The 14,970-nt window shown below is 22.9% G+C and carries 15 protein-coding genes; 7 read left to right on the top strand and 8 right to left on the bottom strand.

Features of this window, described 5'->3' with window-relative positions; all coding sequences use genetic code 11:
* Positions 1 to 717 precede the first annotated feature (717 nt).
* From rpsF to RI01_RS00875, 7 genes are all read left to right on the top strand, one after another.
* Positions 718 to 1,008 (top strand): 30S ribosomal protein S6, encoded by a 291-nt coding sequence (gene rpsF / locus RI01_RS00905; RefSeq protein ID WP_026052433.1) that lies wholly within the window; start codon positions 718 to 720, stop codon positions 1,006 to 1,008.
* Between the two features lies 1 nt (position 1,009).
* The gene (locus RI01_RS00900) at positions 1,010 to 1,414 is read left to right on the top strand and encodes a single-stranded DNA-binding protein (protein ID WP_017192786.1); all 405 of its coding nucleotides are present in this window, start codon (positions 1,010 to 1,012) and stop codon (positions 1,412 to 1,414) included.
* A 41-nt stretch (positions 1,415 to 1,455) separates the two neighbouring features.
* Positions 1,456 to 1,692 carry a 30S ribosomal protein S18 gene (gene rpsR / locus RI01_RS00895; RefSeq protein ID WP_017192785.1) on the top strand — a complete coding sequence of 79 codons (237 nt, stop codon included), beginning with the start codon at positions 1,456 to 1,458 and terminating at the stop codon, positions 1,690 to 1,692.
* A 132-nt stretch (positions 1,693 to 1,824) separates the two neighbouring features.
* On the top strand, positions 1,825 to 4,338 hold the full coding sequence (gene rplI, locus RI01_RS00890) for a 50S ribosomal protein L9 (protein WP_017192784.1): 2,514 nt from the start codon (positions 1,825 to 1,827) through the stop codon (positions 4,336 to 4,338).
* A complete protein-coding gene (gene dnaB, locus RI01_RS00885; protein WP_017192783.1) occupies positions 4,331 to 5,695 on the top strand; it encodes a replicative DNA helicase in 1,365 nt (454 codons plus the stop codon). Before rplI ends, dnaB begins: the two co-directional genes overlap by 8 nt.
* Before the next feature lie 72 nt (positions 5,696 to 5,767).
* A complete protein-coding gene (gene prfA, locus RI01_RS00880) occupies positions 5,768 to 6,844 on the top strand; it encodes a peptide chain release factor 1 (protein ID WP_017192782.1) in 1,077 nt (358 codons plus the stop codon).
* Positions 6,837 to 7,391: an L-threonylcarbamoyladenylate synthase gene (locus tag RI01_RS00875; protein WP_017192781.1), complete on the top strand. Its 555-nt coding sequence runs from the start codon at positions 6,837 to 6,839 to the stop codon at positions 7,389 to 7,391. The genes prfA and RI01_RS00875 overlap by 8 nt, the downstream gene beginning before the upstream one ends.
* Here the strand turns inward: RI01_RS00875 and holA are convergent.
* The 8 genes from holA to RI01_RS00835 all read right to left on the bottom strand — a co-directional run bounded on the left by holA (position 7,384) and on the right by RI01_RS00835 (position 14,547).
* Complete coding sequence (holA, locus tag RI01_RS00870; protein ID WP_017192780.1) at positions 7,384 to 8,343, bottom strand: DNA polymerase III subunit delta; 960 nt, start codon at positions 8,341 to 8,343, stop codon at positions 7,384 to 7,386. The genes RI01_RS00875 and holA overlap by 8 nt on opposite strands.
* 30 nt (positions 8,344 to 8,373) lie before the next feature.
* Complete coding sequence (gene xerA / locus RI01_RS00865) at positions 8,374 to 9,327, bottom strand: site-specific tyrosine recombinase/integron integrase (RefSeq protein WP_017192779.1); 954 nt, start codon at positions 9,325 to 9,327, stop codon at positions 8,374 to 8,376.
* A 35-nt stretch (positions 9,328 to 9,362) separates the two neighbouring features.
* Positions 9,363 to 10,124, bottom strand: a complete 762-nt coding sequence (locus tag RI01_RS00860; RefSeq protein ID WP_017192778.1) for a YitT family protein — start codon at positions 10,122 to 10,124, stop codon at positions 9,363 to 9,365.
* Between the two features lie 179 nt (positions 10,125 to 10,303).
* Entirely contained in the window at positions 10,304 to 11,716 is a 1,413-nt protein-coding gene (locus tag RI01_RS00855; RefSeq protein WP_017192777.1) for an MATE family efflux transporter, read from the bottom strand.
* Positions 11,717 to 11,770: 54 nt separating this feature from the next.
* Positions 11,771 to 12,790 (bottom strand): tryptophan--tRNA ligase, encoded by a 1,020-nt coding sequence (trpS, locus tag RI01_RS00850; RefSeq protein ID WP_017192776.1) that lies wholly within the window; start codon positions 12,788 to 12,790, stop codon positions 11,771 to 11,773.
* A gap of 34 nt (positions 12,791 to 12,824) precedes the next feature.
* Complete coding sequence (locus RI01_RS00845; protein WP_017192775.1) at positions 12,825 to 13,694, bottom strand: hypothetical protein; 870 nt, start codon at positions 13,692 to 13,694, stop codon at positions 12,825 to 12,827.
* Between the two features lie 135 nt (positions 13,695 to 13,829).
* Positions 13,830 to 14,174 carry a phosphatase PAP2 family protein gene (locus RI01_RS00840; protein ID WP_161598042.1) on the bottom strand — a complete coding sequence of 115 codons (345 nt, stop codon included), beginning with the start codon at positions 14,172 to 14,174 and terminating at the stop codon, positions 13,830 to 13,832.
* A 112-nt stretch (positions 14,175 to 14,286) separates the two neighbouring features.
* Positions 14,287 to 14,547 (bottom strand): hypothetical protein, encoded by a 261-nt coding sequence (locus tag RI01_RS00835; protein ID WP_017192773.1) that lies wholly within the window; start codon positions 14,545 to 14,547, stop codon positions 14,287 to 14,289.
* Positions 14,548 to 14,970: the final 423 nt, after the last annotated feature.

Raw genomic sequence — 14,970 nt, 5'->3', positions numbered from 1 at the left:
TTTTTCTAGACATTTAAAATCTCCTTTTATTTAATTTTTATTTAAATAGAAAAACAACTTTATTCACTTATCACCTACTCTTTCAAGAAAAAGCGAAAAACTTTTTAAGAAATAATTTGCCTACTATTCCGCCTTTAACAGATCCACAAACCAAATAATTATTACAAGTGGGGAAAAAAATAATGGTTTTTAAATCAAGAGATTTTCATTTATTACCTCAATTAGTTGCTGTAGCGCTTAAAACTGTTGATTTAATACAAGCATTATACCAAATTAAATTCAATTTATAATAAAACAAGATAAATAAGAGGTTTTTTAATAAAACCTCTTATTTTTTTACATTTTAAAGAAACACTTTTTTAAAAAAAGGTTACCGATTAAGAAGAAAAAACATTCGTTTTAAAAAAATGGATCAATAATTCCATTTACACGTTGAAATTATTTTTTTATCTGTTAAAATTAAACATAGATACAATAATTATAAATAGGTAATTAATGTATATGTATGCATTGTTAAAAATATTATTTTTCCATATTTTGTTTTAATAAAAAAATATTATTTTTTATTTTTATATAAATGAAATAACAATGATCAATTTAAGAAATGCTAGAATAATCAGCATTTCTTTTAAAGGTTTTTTGATTAAAAAACCTTTAAAATTCTTGTCTTGTGAATCAAACAAACAAGACCGTAAAGACCAAAAGGAGGTTATCATCATGAATAAATATGAAGTAATGTATATTTTACAACCTAATTTAGAAGAAAAAAATGTAAAAAAAATTATTGATAACGTTAATGGTATTTTTACAAAAGAGGGTAAAGTTACAGAATTGAAAGAAATGGGATTAAAAGAATTAGCTTATCCTATTCAAAAATTCAACAAAGGTTATTATGTTTGGTTATTAGCTGATGCTAACAGCACAGTTGTAGCTGAATTTACTCGTATAGCTAATATATCTGAAGAAATAATGAGATATATGGCAATTAAATTAGAGGATAATAATTAAAATGATTAATAGAGCAGTTTTAGTAGGTAGAATTACAAAAGATCCAGAATTACGTTTTGTTAACGGTGATATTCCTTTAGTGCGCTTTAATTTAGCAGTTAATAGGAATTTTACTAACTCTGAAGGTGTTAGAGAAACTGATTTTATTCGTTGTGTTGTTTGGAATAAACAAGCAGAAAATTTAGCTAAATATATTACTAAAGGTGCTTTAATCGGTATTGAAGGTAAAATTAAAACTAACGTTTTTGACAATGGTACGGATAAAAAACAATTCACAACAGAAATTCAATGTGATTCTATTCATTTTTTAGAATCTAGAAAAAACAAAGATAATCACAGTGATTATTCCCAGAATTCAGCAGCAGAAGATTTTAATATTAATGAAGATGATGGATTCCCTTTTTAATTTAACTAAATAACTATAATGTAAGAAAGCGTTAAAAGATTATGAAATCAGGTAAAAAGAAATTTTTTAAAAAACGTCGTAAAGTATGTTACTTTACTCAAAACAAAGTGACTAGAATCGATTTTAAAGATGTAGAAATATTAAGTAAATTTGTCAATAATAGAGGCAAAATTTTACCAAGCAGAACTACTGGAACATCTGCTAAATGGCAAAGACGTTTAGCGATAGCTATCAAAAGAGCTCGTCACATGGCTTTAATGCCTTTTGTAATACAATAATCATAAAAAAAATAAAACAAGTTAATAATGCTTGTTTTATTTTTTATATTGAGAATTGATTATTTTTAAAATTAAAAATAAATTATTTTTCAAAATAAAATTTATGATAGAAAAGTGAGTTTACAAAAAATTATGTTCAAATCATTGAGAAAAAAAAATCTCAATTATAAAAAATACTTCTTAATTATTCTTTTAATTTCTGTATTCGTTATTTTAGCTATTTATGATTATAATCACATTAAAGACATAATGGATAATCCTAAAAAACAATTCGAAGAAATAAAAAGCAATATTTTGAAGTTATTTTTTAGCCTTTTAGGTCAAATAATATTTTTATTCGTCCTTTTTAGCATTTATTTTAATTTTAAAAATCATTTAAAAATTAAAAAATTACAAAACAGACTTTCCTTATGGTCCAAACTATCTTATTTTGTTAATCAAATCGGTGAAGAAGTTTTTAATGAATTGCCGATAGGCATTATAGTGATCGATTCTTTTTCTAATGAGATGCAATGGATTAATCCTTACGCTGATAAAATCTTTAAAAAACCTACTATCAATACTCCTTTACAAAATTTACACCCCAAAATGAAAGAATTATTAAATTCCAACCAAACACAAACTATTTTAACTATTGGTGAGGAAATTTTTGATTGTTTATACAATAAAGAATTTAATCTTTTTTATTTGTTTAATGTTACCGAAAGAGAGAAAATTAAAAGCCTTTATCGCCAAAAAACACCTGTTTTAGTTTTTTTATCTTTTGATAATATAGAAGATTCTTTAAAAAATTGGGACTTTTCTGAACAATCTCAAATCAAAGCAGAATATTTAAGTGTTTTATCTGATTTTGTAGAATTATATGAAGGTTATTTAAAGCAATTGTCAGATGATAAATTTTTATTATTATTAAACCGTCAACAATTAGAAAATATCATGAGTGATAAATTTTCTATCTTAAAAACGATCCGTGATATTTCTAAAAAATATAAATTAAAAATCACTCTTTCTATGGGTGTAGCTTGTTATAATTTACCTTATAATAGATTAGCTTCTTACGCTCAAAGCGCGATTGAATTAGCACAAAAAAGAGGTGGAGATCAAGTAGTTGTTAATATTGAAAACCAAAAAATTCAATATTTCGGCGCGACCCAATCTTCTTTAAGTACTAATTCTAAAGTGTCTGCTAGAGTGAACTCAGAAATTATCAGAGATCTTTTAGAACAAAATAATAATTGTTTTTTTCTAAGTCATATTAATCCTGATCTAGATTCTTTGGGTTCGATGATTGCTTTTTATAAAATAGCTTTATCTATTAATGATAATTACGAACATTATATTATTTTAGACGAAGAAAAGATGGATCAAAATTTTAAAATTATTTATCAAAACTTATTAAAAGAAGAACCAGAATTATCTAAAAATATTATCACTACAGACAAAACTAAAAATATCATTAATAAAAATTCTTTATTAGTTGTTTTAGATACGCAAAGCAAAGAAATCGTTAATAGTCCAGAATTATTGGATTTAACACCTAATACGATCATTATTGATCATCATAGATCTTCTGATGAAATCATCGTTAACACTTTTGCTTATATAGATTCTTCCTCTTCTTCCACTGTAGAGATGTTAATTGAATTAATCTATTTTTTAAACCAAAAAATAGATATTACTCCTTTTGAAGCTAGTGTTATGTATGGTGGAATGGTAATAGATACTAATTATTTTACTTATCGTACTAATTCAAGAACTTTAGAAGCCGCTTCGCAATTAATTTCTATGGGAGCAGAAAGCGATAAAGTAAAATTTTGGTTTAGACAAGAATTTTCTAAAATATTAAAAATGAACCAATTAATTTCTAATATGGAAATTTATATGGATAGATTCGCTATTGTTAAAAGTAATGAAATAGTAGAAAATCGTTCCTTTTTAGCGAAAGTAGCTGAAAATGTTTTAAATATTCAAAATATTGAGGCAGCTTTTGTTGTTGGTCGTTTGCAAGAAAAAGAAATAGGTATTAGTGCTAGATCTTATAATAATGTTAACGTTCAAATCATTATGGAACAAATGGGCGGCGGCGGTCATATGAATAGTGCAGCAACTCAAATAAAAGAAAGCAATATTGATATCATTGTAGGAAAATTAAAAAATATATTAGCGTTAGAATATAAAGAAGGGGCTAAAAATATGAAAGTAATTTTATTAGAAGATGTTAAAAATAAGGGTAATACAAATGACATTATCGAAGTTACTATAGGTTATGGTAATTTTTTAATTAAAGAAAAAAAGGCTCTTTTAGCTAATGATAAAAACATTAAACAAATAGAAAAAGACAAACAACTAAAAGAACAACAAGATTTAGAACATACTGCTTTAATGAATAAATTAAAAAAAGATATTGATAATAAACAAATTAATTTAAAAATTACTGTTGGCCCAAAAGGAAAAATTTACGGAAAAATCACTATGAAACAAATAGTGGATGAATTTTTAAAAGAATTCAATATTTTAATTAACAAGAAAAAAATTGTTTTAGACAGCGAAATCAATTCTTTAGGAATCTACAAAGCTTCAGTAGTTTTGAAAAAAGATATAACGGCATCCTTTATTATTAATGTAGTGGAAAATAAAAATGAATGAAAATATAAAACTTCCTTATCATTTAGAAGCAGAACAAGCTATTTTAGGTATTATTTTTTTAGAATCTAGTCAAATAGTTAATGTGGTAGATCGTTTAGAAGCAGAAGAATTTTTTAATATTAATCATCAATTTATTTTTATGGCGATGATAGAATTATACCAAAAATCTCAACAAATTGATTTTTATACCGTTTCACTTACATTAAAAAACAAAAACCAAAAAATAGAAGGTAGCACGAATTATTTAATTAAATTAACTAATATGATTCCTTCTATAAATCATCTAGATACTTATATTGATTTGGTCCATGAAACGGCTTTAAAAAGAAACATTATTAAAACAGCTTCCGCTATCGTTCACGAAGGACTTAGCAATCCTGATCTTCATAATGAAGAGTTTTTAAATAGTGTGGAAGAAAAATTCTTTCAAATTTCTAAAAATAAAAAAAGTAATAAATTTATCCTCCTAAAAGATCTATTAAGAGAAGTGAGAAAGCTCACTATTGAAAATAAAAGGAATAATAATATTATCGGTTTAAAAACTGGTTATGCCGGTTTAGACGAAATTACTTTAGGTTTAAAACCAGAAGAATTAATCATTTTAGCAGCTAGACCTTCCATGGGGAAAAGTAGTTTAATGATGAATATAGCAGTTAATATTGCTCAAGAAAATAAAAACGGCAAAACTTCTGTGGCTATTTTCAGTTTAGAGATGTCTAACGAACAATTAGGTTCTAGGATGATAAGTGCTAAAAGCCAAATTTCTCATAAAAACATTCAATTAGGAATATTGAATCAACAACAATTAAAACAAGTTAATTATTCGATCGAAACGTTGCAAGATTTAAATTTATATTTCGATGATTCAGCAGCAGCTAATATTTTAGATATTAGGTCTCAATGTAGACAATTAAAAAAACAAGATAAATTGGATATAGTTATTATCGATTACTTACAATTAATCAGAAAAGCTAATAAAACTAATAATCAAGGTTTTTTCAACCGTCAAGAAGAGGTTTCTGATATTTCTAAGAGTTTAAAGGAAATGGCTAGAGAATTAAAAATACCGGTTTTAGCTTTATCACAACTTTCCCGAGAAGTAGAAAAAAGAGAAGATAAAAGGCCTATTTTATCTGATTTAAGAGATTCTGGTAGTATTGAACAAGACGCTGATATTGTGATGTTTTTATATCGAAAATATTATTATAACAAAGACAGAAAAGACGTTCCTTTAGCTGATTTAGGCCATACTGAATTAATTATTTCTAAAAACCGTCAAGGAGCGACTGGTACTAAACATTTTAATTTAAATTTAGATTACCTTTTATTTAAAGAAATTGATATAATACCGGAATAATTTTTCGAAATTAACAAGCACCATCAATAGATATTTTTTTTATAAAAAAAATAATCTAGCAAGGAGAAGATAATGTTTGATAAATTAAATTTAATGAAAGAAAATTATTTAAATTTACAAAAAAAAATATCAGATAATTTAGAAAATTTAAAAAACGTTGAACTTTTAAAACAATATCATAAATTACAAACAATTGTTTTTGTTTATGATCAATATTTAAATTTAGAAGAAGAATTAAAAAAAACTAAACAAATCATCAAAAAAGAAGAACCAAAAGATAACGAATTAATTATTTTAGCTAAAGCAGAAAAAGAAGAATTAAAACAACAAATTCAAAATAAACTCCGAGAATTAAAAAAATTATTGTTACCACAAGATGAAGATGACGAAAAAAACGTTATTATGGAAATTAAAGGTGGAATTGGCGGTAGAGAAGCCAACCTTTTTGCTTCAGATTTGTTTCGTACTTATATGAAATACGCGGAAAATAAAAAATGGAAAACAGAAATCATTAATTTCACCCAAACTTTAAAAAACGGAATTAGTTCAGTAGAATTAATGATTTCTGGTAAAAATATTTATTCCTTTTTAAAATATGAATCAGGCGTTCATAGAGTTCAAAGAGTGCCCGAAACAGAAAGTCAAGGAAGAACACATACTTCAACTGTGAAAGTATTGGTGATTCCTGAAACTAAAGATATTGAATTAGATATTAATTGGAATGATATTAGAGTAGATACTTATAATTCTAGTGGTCCAGGCGGTCAATCAGTTAATACTACTAAATCAGCTGTTAGATTGACTCACTTGCCTACAGGTCTAAGTGTTGCTTCTCAAACAGCTAAAAGTCAACACGAAAATAAAGATAAAGCTTTTCAATTGTTAAAAAATAGAATTTTTTATCAAATAAAATCTCAACAAGAAAAAGATAAAAATGATGTTAAAAAGAATTTAATCGGTAAAAGCGAAAGGAGTGAAAAAATCAGAACTTATGATTATTCAAGCAATAGAGTAAAAGATCATAGAATAGGTTTAACACTTCAAAAACTAGATTTATTTATGGAAGGTAAAATAGATTTAGTCATCGAACCTTTAATTGATGAAATGGAAAAACAAAAATTAAAAGAAGAATTTTCAAAAAATGACTAAAAAAAATAAAATTATTATTTTTCCTACTGATACTGTTTATGGTATAGGAGCTAAAATCAATGATATAGAAAATTTAAAAAAGATTTATCAAATTAAAAAAAGAGATCTTAATAAGCCAATAGCTATTTTATTTTATTCGTTAGAACAAGTTAAAAATATAGCTCTTATAGATATCAAAATTATCAAAATAAGTCTTTTTTTTTGGCCAGGAGCTCTTACTTTAATCGTGAATACTACTCCTTCTTTTTATCAATTAACTAAAGAAAAAAAAATAGGAATTAGAATTCCTAATCATAAATTGGCTTTAAAAATATTAAAAGATGAAGGACCTGTAAGAGTGACTTCTGTCAACGACAGCGGCCAACCACCTTTAAATAATTTTGAAGAAATAGTTGATAAATATAAAAATCAAGTAGATTATATTTACCCTAATAAACAAACAAATTCTAATGTTTCTTCCACAGTTATTGATACAACTACTCCTTCTTGGGAAGTTATTAGAAAAGGCGATGTTTCGTTAGAAATGATTAAACAAGCCCTTATATAAAGATTTTTTTCATAAAAAACATTTCTAAATTAATTTTAGGATCTAAAACTCCTTTTTTAATTTGATAAAATAAATCTAATAAAGATAAAAATAAATTAGTTATTTTTTCTTTGTTTAAAGTTTGACTTTCTTTTGTTAAATAATATATTTTAGTGGGAGGGAATTTTAAAATAAAAGCTATTTCTTTTTGACTTTTTTTTTTATTTATTAAAGTTTTAACAATAATAAGTTCTTGTAGTTTTTTCAAAATTTGATGAATAATTAAAAAAACATCTGTTTTTTGTTTCATCATTTCTTTAAAAATTAAAAAACTATCAATAGGGTTTTTAATATAAATAATAGAATGGATTAAAGAAAAAATATTTTGCTCTTCAGAGTAAACCAATTTATCTATTGATTTCATATCAAAAATAACTCTATCCGAATGATGATATAACTTAATTTTTTTAATTTCTTCATTTAATAAGAATAAGTTACCGTTAGTTTTTTGAATTAATTGGAGAATTATTTTTTTTTCTATAAAAAAATTATCTTTTTTAAAAAGATCTGAAACATATGGAATTAAATCTTTTTCAGAAAGATTAATAATTTTTTCTTCGTTAAATATTTTATTTATTTTGTTTCTAATATGAGCAGGGAAATTATCTTTTTCCGCAGTAATATACATAATAATATTAGGATTAGGTTTTTCAATATAATCAAGCCAAAAAGAGATATCTTTTTGAAGAAATAATAAAGAAATATTTTCAATAAAAATAATTTTTTTATTGAAAAAAAAAGAATTCGTAAATAATTCTTGTTTTAATTGTTCGATCGCTTGTAAACAATTATCGCTTTCTAATTTATAATTAATAAATTGATAATTATTCTTTTGACAATCTTTTTTTAAAGAATCTTTTTTTTGTTCTAAAAAAAATAATTGTGAATAAAATAATAAATTTAAAAAATGCATTTTCGCTTTAAAATCCTTTTGTAAATTTTTTTAATCCAAGTTATTCTTCTTTTTAGTCTTTTTAAATGGGGGAATTTTTTTTATCTTTTTAGCGCGAGGATGAAATTGAAAATAAACCTCTTTTAAACGTTTTTGACTGATGTGAGTATAAATTTGAGTAGTAGAAATATCTTCATGACCTAAAATGTTTTGTAAAGTTCTCAAATCTATACCATTTTCTAACAAATGAGTGGCGAAAGAGTGTCTCAAGGTATGAGGGGAAGATTTAGATGATAACCCTACTAATTTGATAATCTTTTTGAATATTTTATAACATCCTTGCCTCGATAAACGTTCACCTTTATTATTTAAAAAAACTAAATTACTTTTTTTATCTTTTAATAAAAATTTACGCGAAAGATCCAAATATTCTTTAATTATTTTTGAAGAATATTTGGAAATAGGAACAACCCTTTCTTTGGAACCTTTTCCTAAAATAATAATTTGTGATTGTTTAAAATCTAGATTATCTAAAGTCAAATTTAACAGTTCGGTTATTCTCAAACCTGAACCATACATCAATTCAAAAATAGCTTTATTTCTTATTTCGATAATAGAATCATTTTTATTGACTTGTTCTAAAAAGGAAAACACCTCTTCCTTAGATAAAACCGCCGGTAAGGTTTTATCTATTTTAGGCATTTTAAACATTAAAGAAATATCATAATCTATTTTTTTTTCTAATAATAAAAAATGATGAAATTTTTTAATAACGATAATTTTTCTCGCTAAAGTTTTACTCCCTATGCGTTTATTATTTGCCATATGAGACAAAAACAAAGAAACATGTTCTTTATTAATTTCTTTAAAATCTTTCAATTTTAATTCATTTTCTATAAAATTTAAATATTGTTTAACATCGGTTAGATAAGATTTAACCGTATTAAAAGATAAAATAATTTCATCCGAAAGATATAATTCAAATTCTTTTAAAATATATTTCATTTTTAAATCATTTTCTTTCTTTAAAAATAAATTATTTAAAATTGGTTTTTAATTTCGTTTTTAGGTTTAGTTTTTTTAATGGCTAAATATACAAAAAAAGTGTTTAAAGGTATTTTAACTAAATTAGTTAAAATAATAGATTCCCATTGGAATTTTCCAGTACCAAAATAAATTAATAAAGTGGATATAATAGCAATCAAATAATTCAAAATACAAGTGATTACAGATATATCTTTTTTCTTATAAATGTTTAAATACTTGGAAATAATATCCATTCCACCACTAGAACTGCCTTTTCCAATAAGAATGCCGTAAGTAATCCCTCCTACGACGGCAACAATCATAACTCTCAATAAAGAAAGACCAAAACCGCTATCTTCAGGGAAACGACCAAAAAAATTTTTAAGTCCCAAAAAATTTAGATCATTAATTAAATAAGTTAATGTTAGTATAAAAAATAAAATAAAAAAACTATTTAAAAGAGTGGTAATACTAAATTTACGATCTAATTTCGGAAAAGAAATTAAAATTAATAAAATTCCGTTCACAATTCCATAAAAAGAAGTTGCAAAAAAACCAATAAATAAAGGATTTTCAATTTGAAAAATATTTTTTAAAACTTTAGCAATAGCATCACCAATGCCGTGAACCCCTGTTGCATATAAATTAATGTCATAATTACCACTGCTAAAAAGAACATCTAATAAAGAATAAATAAAAGATAATGTCAAAAACAATGTAAAATTTTTTATATTAATAATTTTTGTTTCTTCTAAACGCCTGCCTGAGTTGCTCATATATACCTTATATACCTTTTTTATCTATTATTATTTTTATTAAAAATTATTCATTTAAAAAGAAATAATTTATTCTTTTCTAATGGAAATAAAATTCTATAAAAATAAATTATTCATATTATACCAAAATTAAAATACATTTGTTTTAATTTTGGTATAATATTTTTAAAAATTTTTCTTTAATCTTTGGTTTTTTTATATATTGAAAAGAAAAAAACTAATGTTATGCTGAAAATAACTATATTATTTAATAATAAAGACATTCCTAACAATTGATGAGAAGAAAAATATTTAAAAGAATTTAAAATCAAGAACACAAAACCAATTAAAAACATTTTTAAAAAATTTAAAAATAAAACACTATAAATTCTTTTATAAGATAATAAAACACTCATTATTAAAAGATTAAAAACACTTATTAAAGAAGAGAAGAAGTCAAAATATATTAAAGTTTGAAAAATACCTCTAATTTCCTCAATGTTATTTTTATTTTTATTTAAAAAATTAAAAATACTTTCCCATTGGAAAAAAATAAATAACAAAGTCATAAAAGCGATAACAATAACTAATGTAAGAGTCTTTTTTAAAATTTGAAAAGTCTCATGAAAATTATTTTTTTCAATATTTTTATTAACTAAAAAAGATTGCGTTTCTTCAAAAGAAATTTCTATATTATAAATTATACCGATAAAGAAACTAACCAAACTATAAGTGGCGACCGTTATTACTCCATTAGTAGTTTCATTAATGATAGAAAAATTAAGAATAACTTTAGTTAAAATATTACTAATTCTAATAGAAAAAATAGATAAAAACAATTGAAATAATTTTTTTAAAAAATTTTTATCAAAAGAAGCTTTTTTCAAATTAATTCTAAAAAGATTTTTTTTATTAAAAATAACAAAAAGAGAAATCACAGTTAATAAAAAATCAGATATTAAAGTAGAAAGAGAAACATAAAAGACATAATTTTCTAAATTTTCTTCAGACGAAAGTCGTTTATCAGGTGAAATACAAACACAAAGGAAATAAGAAATAAATATTTTTAGAAAAAAATTGAACAAATTTAAAAAGAAAACTTTAGAATTATGTTTTTGAATTCTTTCAAAACCTAAAATAATCATATTAATGGTGACAAAAAATAAAGAAGATAAAGAAAGTAAAAAATAACTTTTTCCGTATTTATCTTCAATAAAGTCTTCTTTAATATTTAATAATTTTAAAAAAGGTGCTCTAAAATATATGAAAAAACTTAAAACAAAAATTACAAAGAAAAAAGAAAATACTAAAAAAAAATTAGATAATTTATTCATTTTTTCAAAGTTTTTTAAACTATATTCCCTGGCTATTAAAGAAATTCCGGCAATGATAATGGAAAAAACAAAAGTAAAAATTATTTTTTTAGCTCCATTAATTTGCGAAAACATACTTATTTCTTTTAAACCAAATTTATTTTTTAAGAAAAATAAATCAATATTATTAGAAATATTGTTAAAAACTAAATAAATCATCATAGGAAAAGAAGAAAATAAAATAAATTTCCATATGTTTTTTTCTTTCATTTTTTGTGTTTTTTTTTCTAAATCATTCATTTAAAAAAATACCCCCCTACCTTCTGAAGGTATAAGATTTTTTAAAAATTTTTTTTATTGCCATCCGATACCTAATTTTTTCTTAACTTTTTTTATTTTTTTTTCTGCAATAAAACTGGAGTTTTTTGCTCCTTTTTCAAAAATTTCATATAAAATAGAGTTTTTATTATAAAAAGCAAATTTCTTTTGAATTTCATCAATTGTTTCCGCCACTACATCGGAAACTTTTTCTTTTAAAATTTGATAAGAAGAATTTAAAAAATATTTTTCAGTTTCTTCCATTGATAAATCTTTTAAAGCTGAATAAATGGTTAAAAGGTTTGAAATTCCTGGTTTTTTTTCTACATCATAATAAATTTTTTTATCCGAATCGGTTACAGATCTCATAATTTTTTGTCTAATAATCTTCAAATCTTCTGAAAGAAAAATACAACCTTTATCATTTTGCGGATCCAATTGAAAACTTTTGCTCATTTTTTTATTCGGTTCGGTTAAAGATTTAATTGTATGACCCATTTTTAAAAATTCAGGAATAACAAAAGTTTCTCCATATAAACTATTAAAACGATCGGCTAAATCGCGAGTCAATTCTAAATGTTGTTTTTGATCTTGACCAACCGGAACCACATTAGCGTCATAAAGTAAAATATCTGAAGACATTAAAAGAGGATAAGTATAATAAGAAGTTCTTATGTTTTGACTAGAATTATTTTTTTTATGTTCTTTAAATTGGATCATTCGGTTTAATTCGCCTAAATAAGAAGTAGACTCCATTATATAACTCAAATAAGTATGTTGAACAACTTCTGATTGAACAAATAAATTAACCTGAGAAGGTTCTAAACCTGAAGCTAAATAAAGAGCCGCGATATTTTTAATTCTTTTTTTTAATAATATTGGTTCTTGAAATTTTGTTAAAGCGTGTAAATCAGCAATAAAAACATAAAGATCATATTCTTGATTAAATTTTTTTTGAAAATTAACTAACGGTTTAACGACTCCTAAATAATTGCCTAAAGTTAAATCTCCAGTTGGCTTTATTCCCGTCACTAATCTTTTTTTTGCAATTGACATTTTTATCAACCTTTTTTTAAATTTAATTATTTTTTTAATCGTATATAATTATATTACCTTTTAAAAAGCTTTTTTTATCATTAAATTTATTCTTAAAATATAGAACAAAGAAGAAAATAAACGAAAAGAAAAAAGTTAAAATCAGTATTCTAAAAAAAACAGCTGTTTTTCCTTCAATATTTCTCATATCGAATAATGGTTCGCCAAATAATTTATTAATTTCTTTGTCTTGATAAGAATGTTTTTTATGGCATTGAATATTAGGATAAGGAAAAAAACATTTATCTCCTCCTTTTTTACAATTACGATAACCTTTATTAGAATAGAATAACAACAAATAATAAAAAGAGAGGAATAAAATAGGGTGAATAAAAGTTAAAAATATTTTTCTAAAATTATTAAAATTAACTGGAACAAAAAAGAAAAAAAGAACGAAATAAGAAAAAGGTATTAAAACGTGTTGTGAAATGCTTAAGGCACACCAAATTCTATCTTCTAAATTATTATTTCTTATAATTTGAACAAAATCACTGATTTCAGGATTCCAAACTGGATGAAGGAAAAGATTGTAAATAAAAAAAGTTAATAAAGCATCTACCATAATAATAATTATCAATAAAGAATGAATTTTTTTATTTTTAATTTTAAAAAAAAAAGATAATAAAATTAATAAAACAGCAATATTCATTTGAAAAGTAAAATATTTTAAATATCTGAAAAAAACTTCTTTACAAAAAAAAATTCCCTTTTCTTGTTTAGAAAAAATAAAAAAAGTTATTATATCTGCCAAAATTGTAAATAAAGTTATAAATAAAACAAAATAAAATAATTTTTTCCCTTTAGGGTTTTTTAACATATTTAAAAAATTAAGTTTCTTTTTTTCTATTAATTGATTGGTATTCATTTTGTTTTTTAAATTATGATTCTTCCTTTACTTTGATAATTTAATAAAATAAATAATTTTATTTTAGAAATATAAAAGTAAAAATTTTTTATGAAAAATGAAAAAATAATATATAATCATTTTAAAAATCAATTTTTATTTTTTATAAAATGTTTTTTTAACAATAAAACAAATCAATTCTACCAATATAATGGCTACAATACCGTCTAAAATATAATGTTGTCTCAATAAGAAAGTTGAAAAATAAACCAAGATAGCTAAAAAAAATTGAATAAAAACTATTTGTTTGAGAAAATTTTTTTTATTTTCACCACGAAAGACGATAAAACAAAACCAACTATTAGAACAATGAATACTAGGTAATAAAAGATTTCTTTTATATTCCATTCTATAAAGAAAAATTATTATTTTATTTAAAAAATTTTTATTTTCTTCAATTTGTTTTTCACATTGATCTGTTGCTTCGATTTCCAAAGGCAAAAGAAAAAAAATAACCATAGCGACAAGTAAAAACACAAGTGAAAAAAAATAATTGCTTAATCACTTTTTTATATAAATATTTATAAATTAAATAAGGAGTTATGCAAGCCCACTATGCGAAAGAACAAAAATAAACTATTATCATAAGAGAATAAAAACTATGATATTCAATTTTAATGCATAAATCTAAAATTCTTTTCGTTTCTTCGTTCACAATTTTTCTAGTAAAAACTTGGAAAAAATGAGTTTTATAAATTATTTCCGAAGAAATAAAATAAACCAATTGATAAGCAATGATTAAAAATAATCCACCTAATATAAAATTTTTTAATTTTATTTTTTCTTCTTCTCTTATTTTAAAATTAATCTTCATATTTTTTTCATCTTTATATTTTTTATTTTTAAAATTTTCCCTTCATAAGAAATTTATTAAAAATGAAATAAAAATTTAACTTTAAATTTAAATTTATTATACTACATTTTGATTATAAAATAAAAAAAATATTTTAAACTTTAAAAAAAATTAATTAAAAAATTTAAAGAAAAATTTCTTTTTAAATGTGCATAACTTTTTCTTCTTCAATGTAAAAGAATGTTTTTTAAGTATTTTTATAACATTTAAAAATTATTTTTTGTGCATAACTTTTTTAATTCAAAAATAAAAAAATCATTTTCACTTATTTTTAATCTTTTTTAAAAAAGTATTTTTCTTCTCTTAAAATATTGAAATTTTAATTCTTTGCACAAAGGAAAAACAATTGTGCATAACTCCTTTTTCAATGTGCATAACTTTTTC

It is taken from the genome of Italian clover phyllody phytoplasma str. MA1 (genome assembly GCF_000300695.1).
Classification (GTDB): domain Bacteria; phylum Bacillota_I; class Bacilli_A; order Acholeplasmatales; family Acholeplasmataceae; genus Phytoplasma.
This window is presented reverse-complemented; position numbering and strand designations above follow the sequence as displayed.

Bases quoted from the DNA above. Each gene is read 5' to 3' on its own strand.
- rplI (WP_017192784.1), top strand. From the start codon at position 1,825: ATGTTCAAATCATTGAGAAAAAAAAATCTCAATTATAAAAAATACTTC.
- rpsR (WP_017192785.1), top strand. From the start codon at position 1,456: ATGAAATCAGGTAAAAAGAAATTTTTTAAAAAACGTCGTAAAGTATGT.
- rpsF (WP_026052433.1), top strand. From the start codon at position 718: ATGAATAAATATGAAGTAATGTATATTTTACAACCTAATTTAGAAGAA.
- RI01_RS00845 (WP_017192775.1), bottom strand. From the start codon at position 13,694: ATGAATACCAATCAATTAATAGAAAAAAAGAAACTTAATTTTTTAAAT.
- dnaB (WP_017192783.1), top strand. From the start codon at position 4,331: ATGAATGAAAATATAAAACTTCCTTATCATTTAGAAGCAGAACAAGCT.
- trpS (WP_017192776.1), bottom strand. From the start codon at position 12,790: ATGTCAATTGCAAAAAAAAGATTAGTGACGGGAATAAAGCCAACTGGA.
- RI01_RS00875 (WP_017192781.1), top strand. From the start codon at position 6,837: ATGACTAAAAAAAATAAAATTATTATTTTTCCTACTGATACTGTTTAT.
- prfA (WP_017192782.1), top strand. From the start codon at position 5,768: ATGTTTGATAAATTAAATTTAATGAAAGAAAATTATTTAAATTTACAA.
- RI01_RS00900 (WP_017192786.1), top strand. From the start codon at position 1,010: ATGATTAATAGAGCAGTTTTAGTAGGTAGAATTACAAAAGATCCAGAA.
- RI01_RS00860 (WP_017192778.1), bottom strand. From the start codon at position 10,124: ATGAGCAACTCAGGCAGGCGTTTAGAAGAAACAAAAATTATTAATATA.
- holA (WP_017192780.1), bottom strand. From the start codon at position 8,343: ATGCATTTTTTAAATTTATTATTTTATTCACAATTATTTTTTTTAGAA.
- RI01_RS00835 (WP_017192773.1), bottom strand. From the start codon at position 14,547: ATGAAGATTAATTTTAAAATAAGAGAAGAAGAAAAAATAAAATTAAAA.
- xerA (WP_017192779.1), bottom strand. From the start codon at position 9,327: ATGAAATATATTTTAAAAGAATTTGAATTATATCTTTCGGATGAAATT.
- RI01_RS00855 (WP_017192777.1), bottom strand. From the start codon at position 11,716: ATGAATGATTTAGAAAAAAAAACACAAAAAATGAAAGAAAAAAACATA.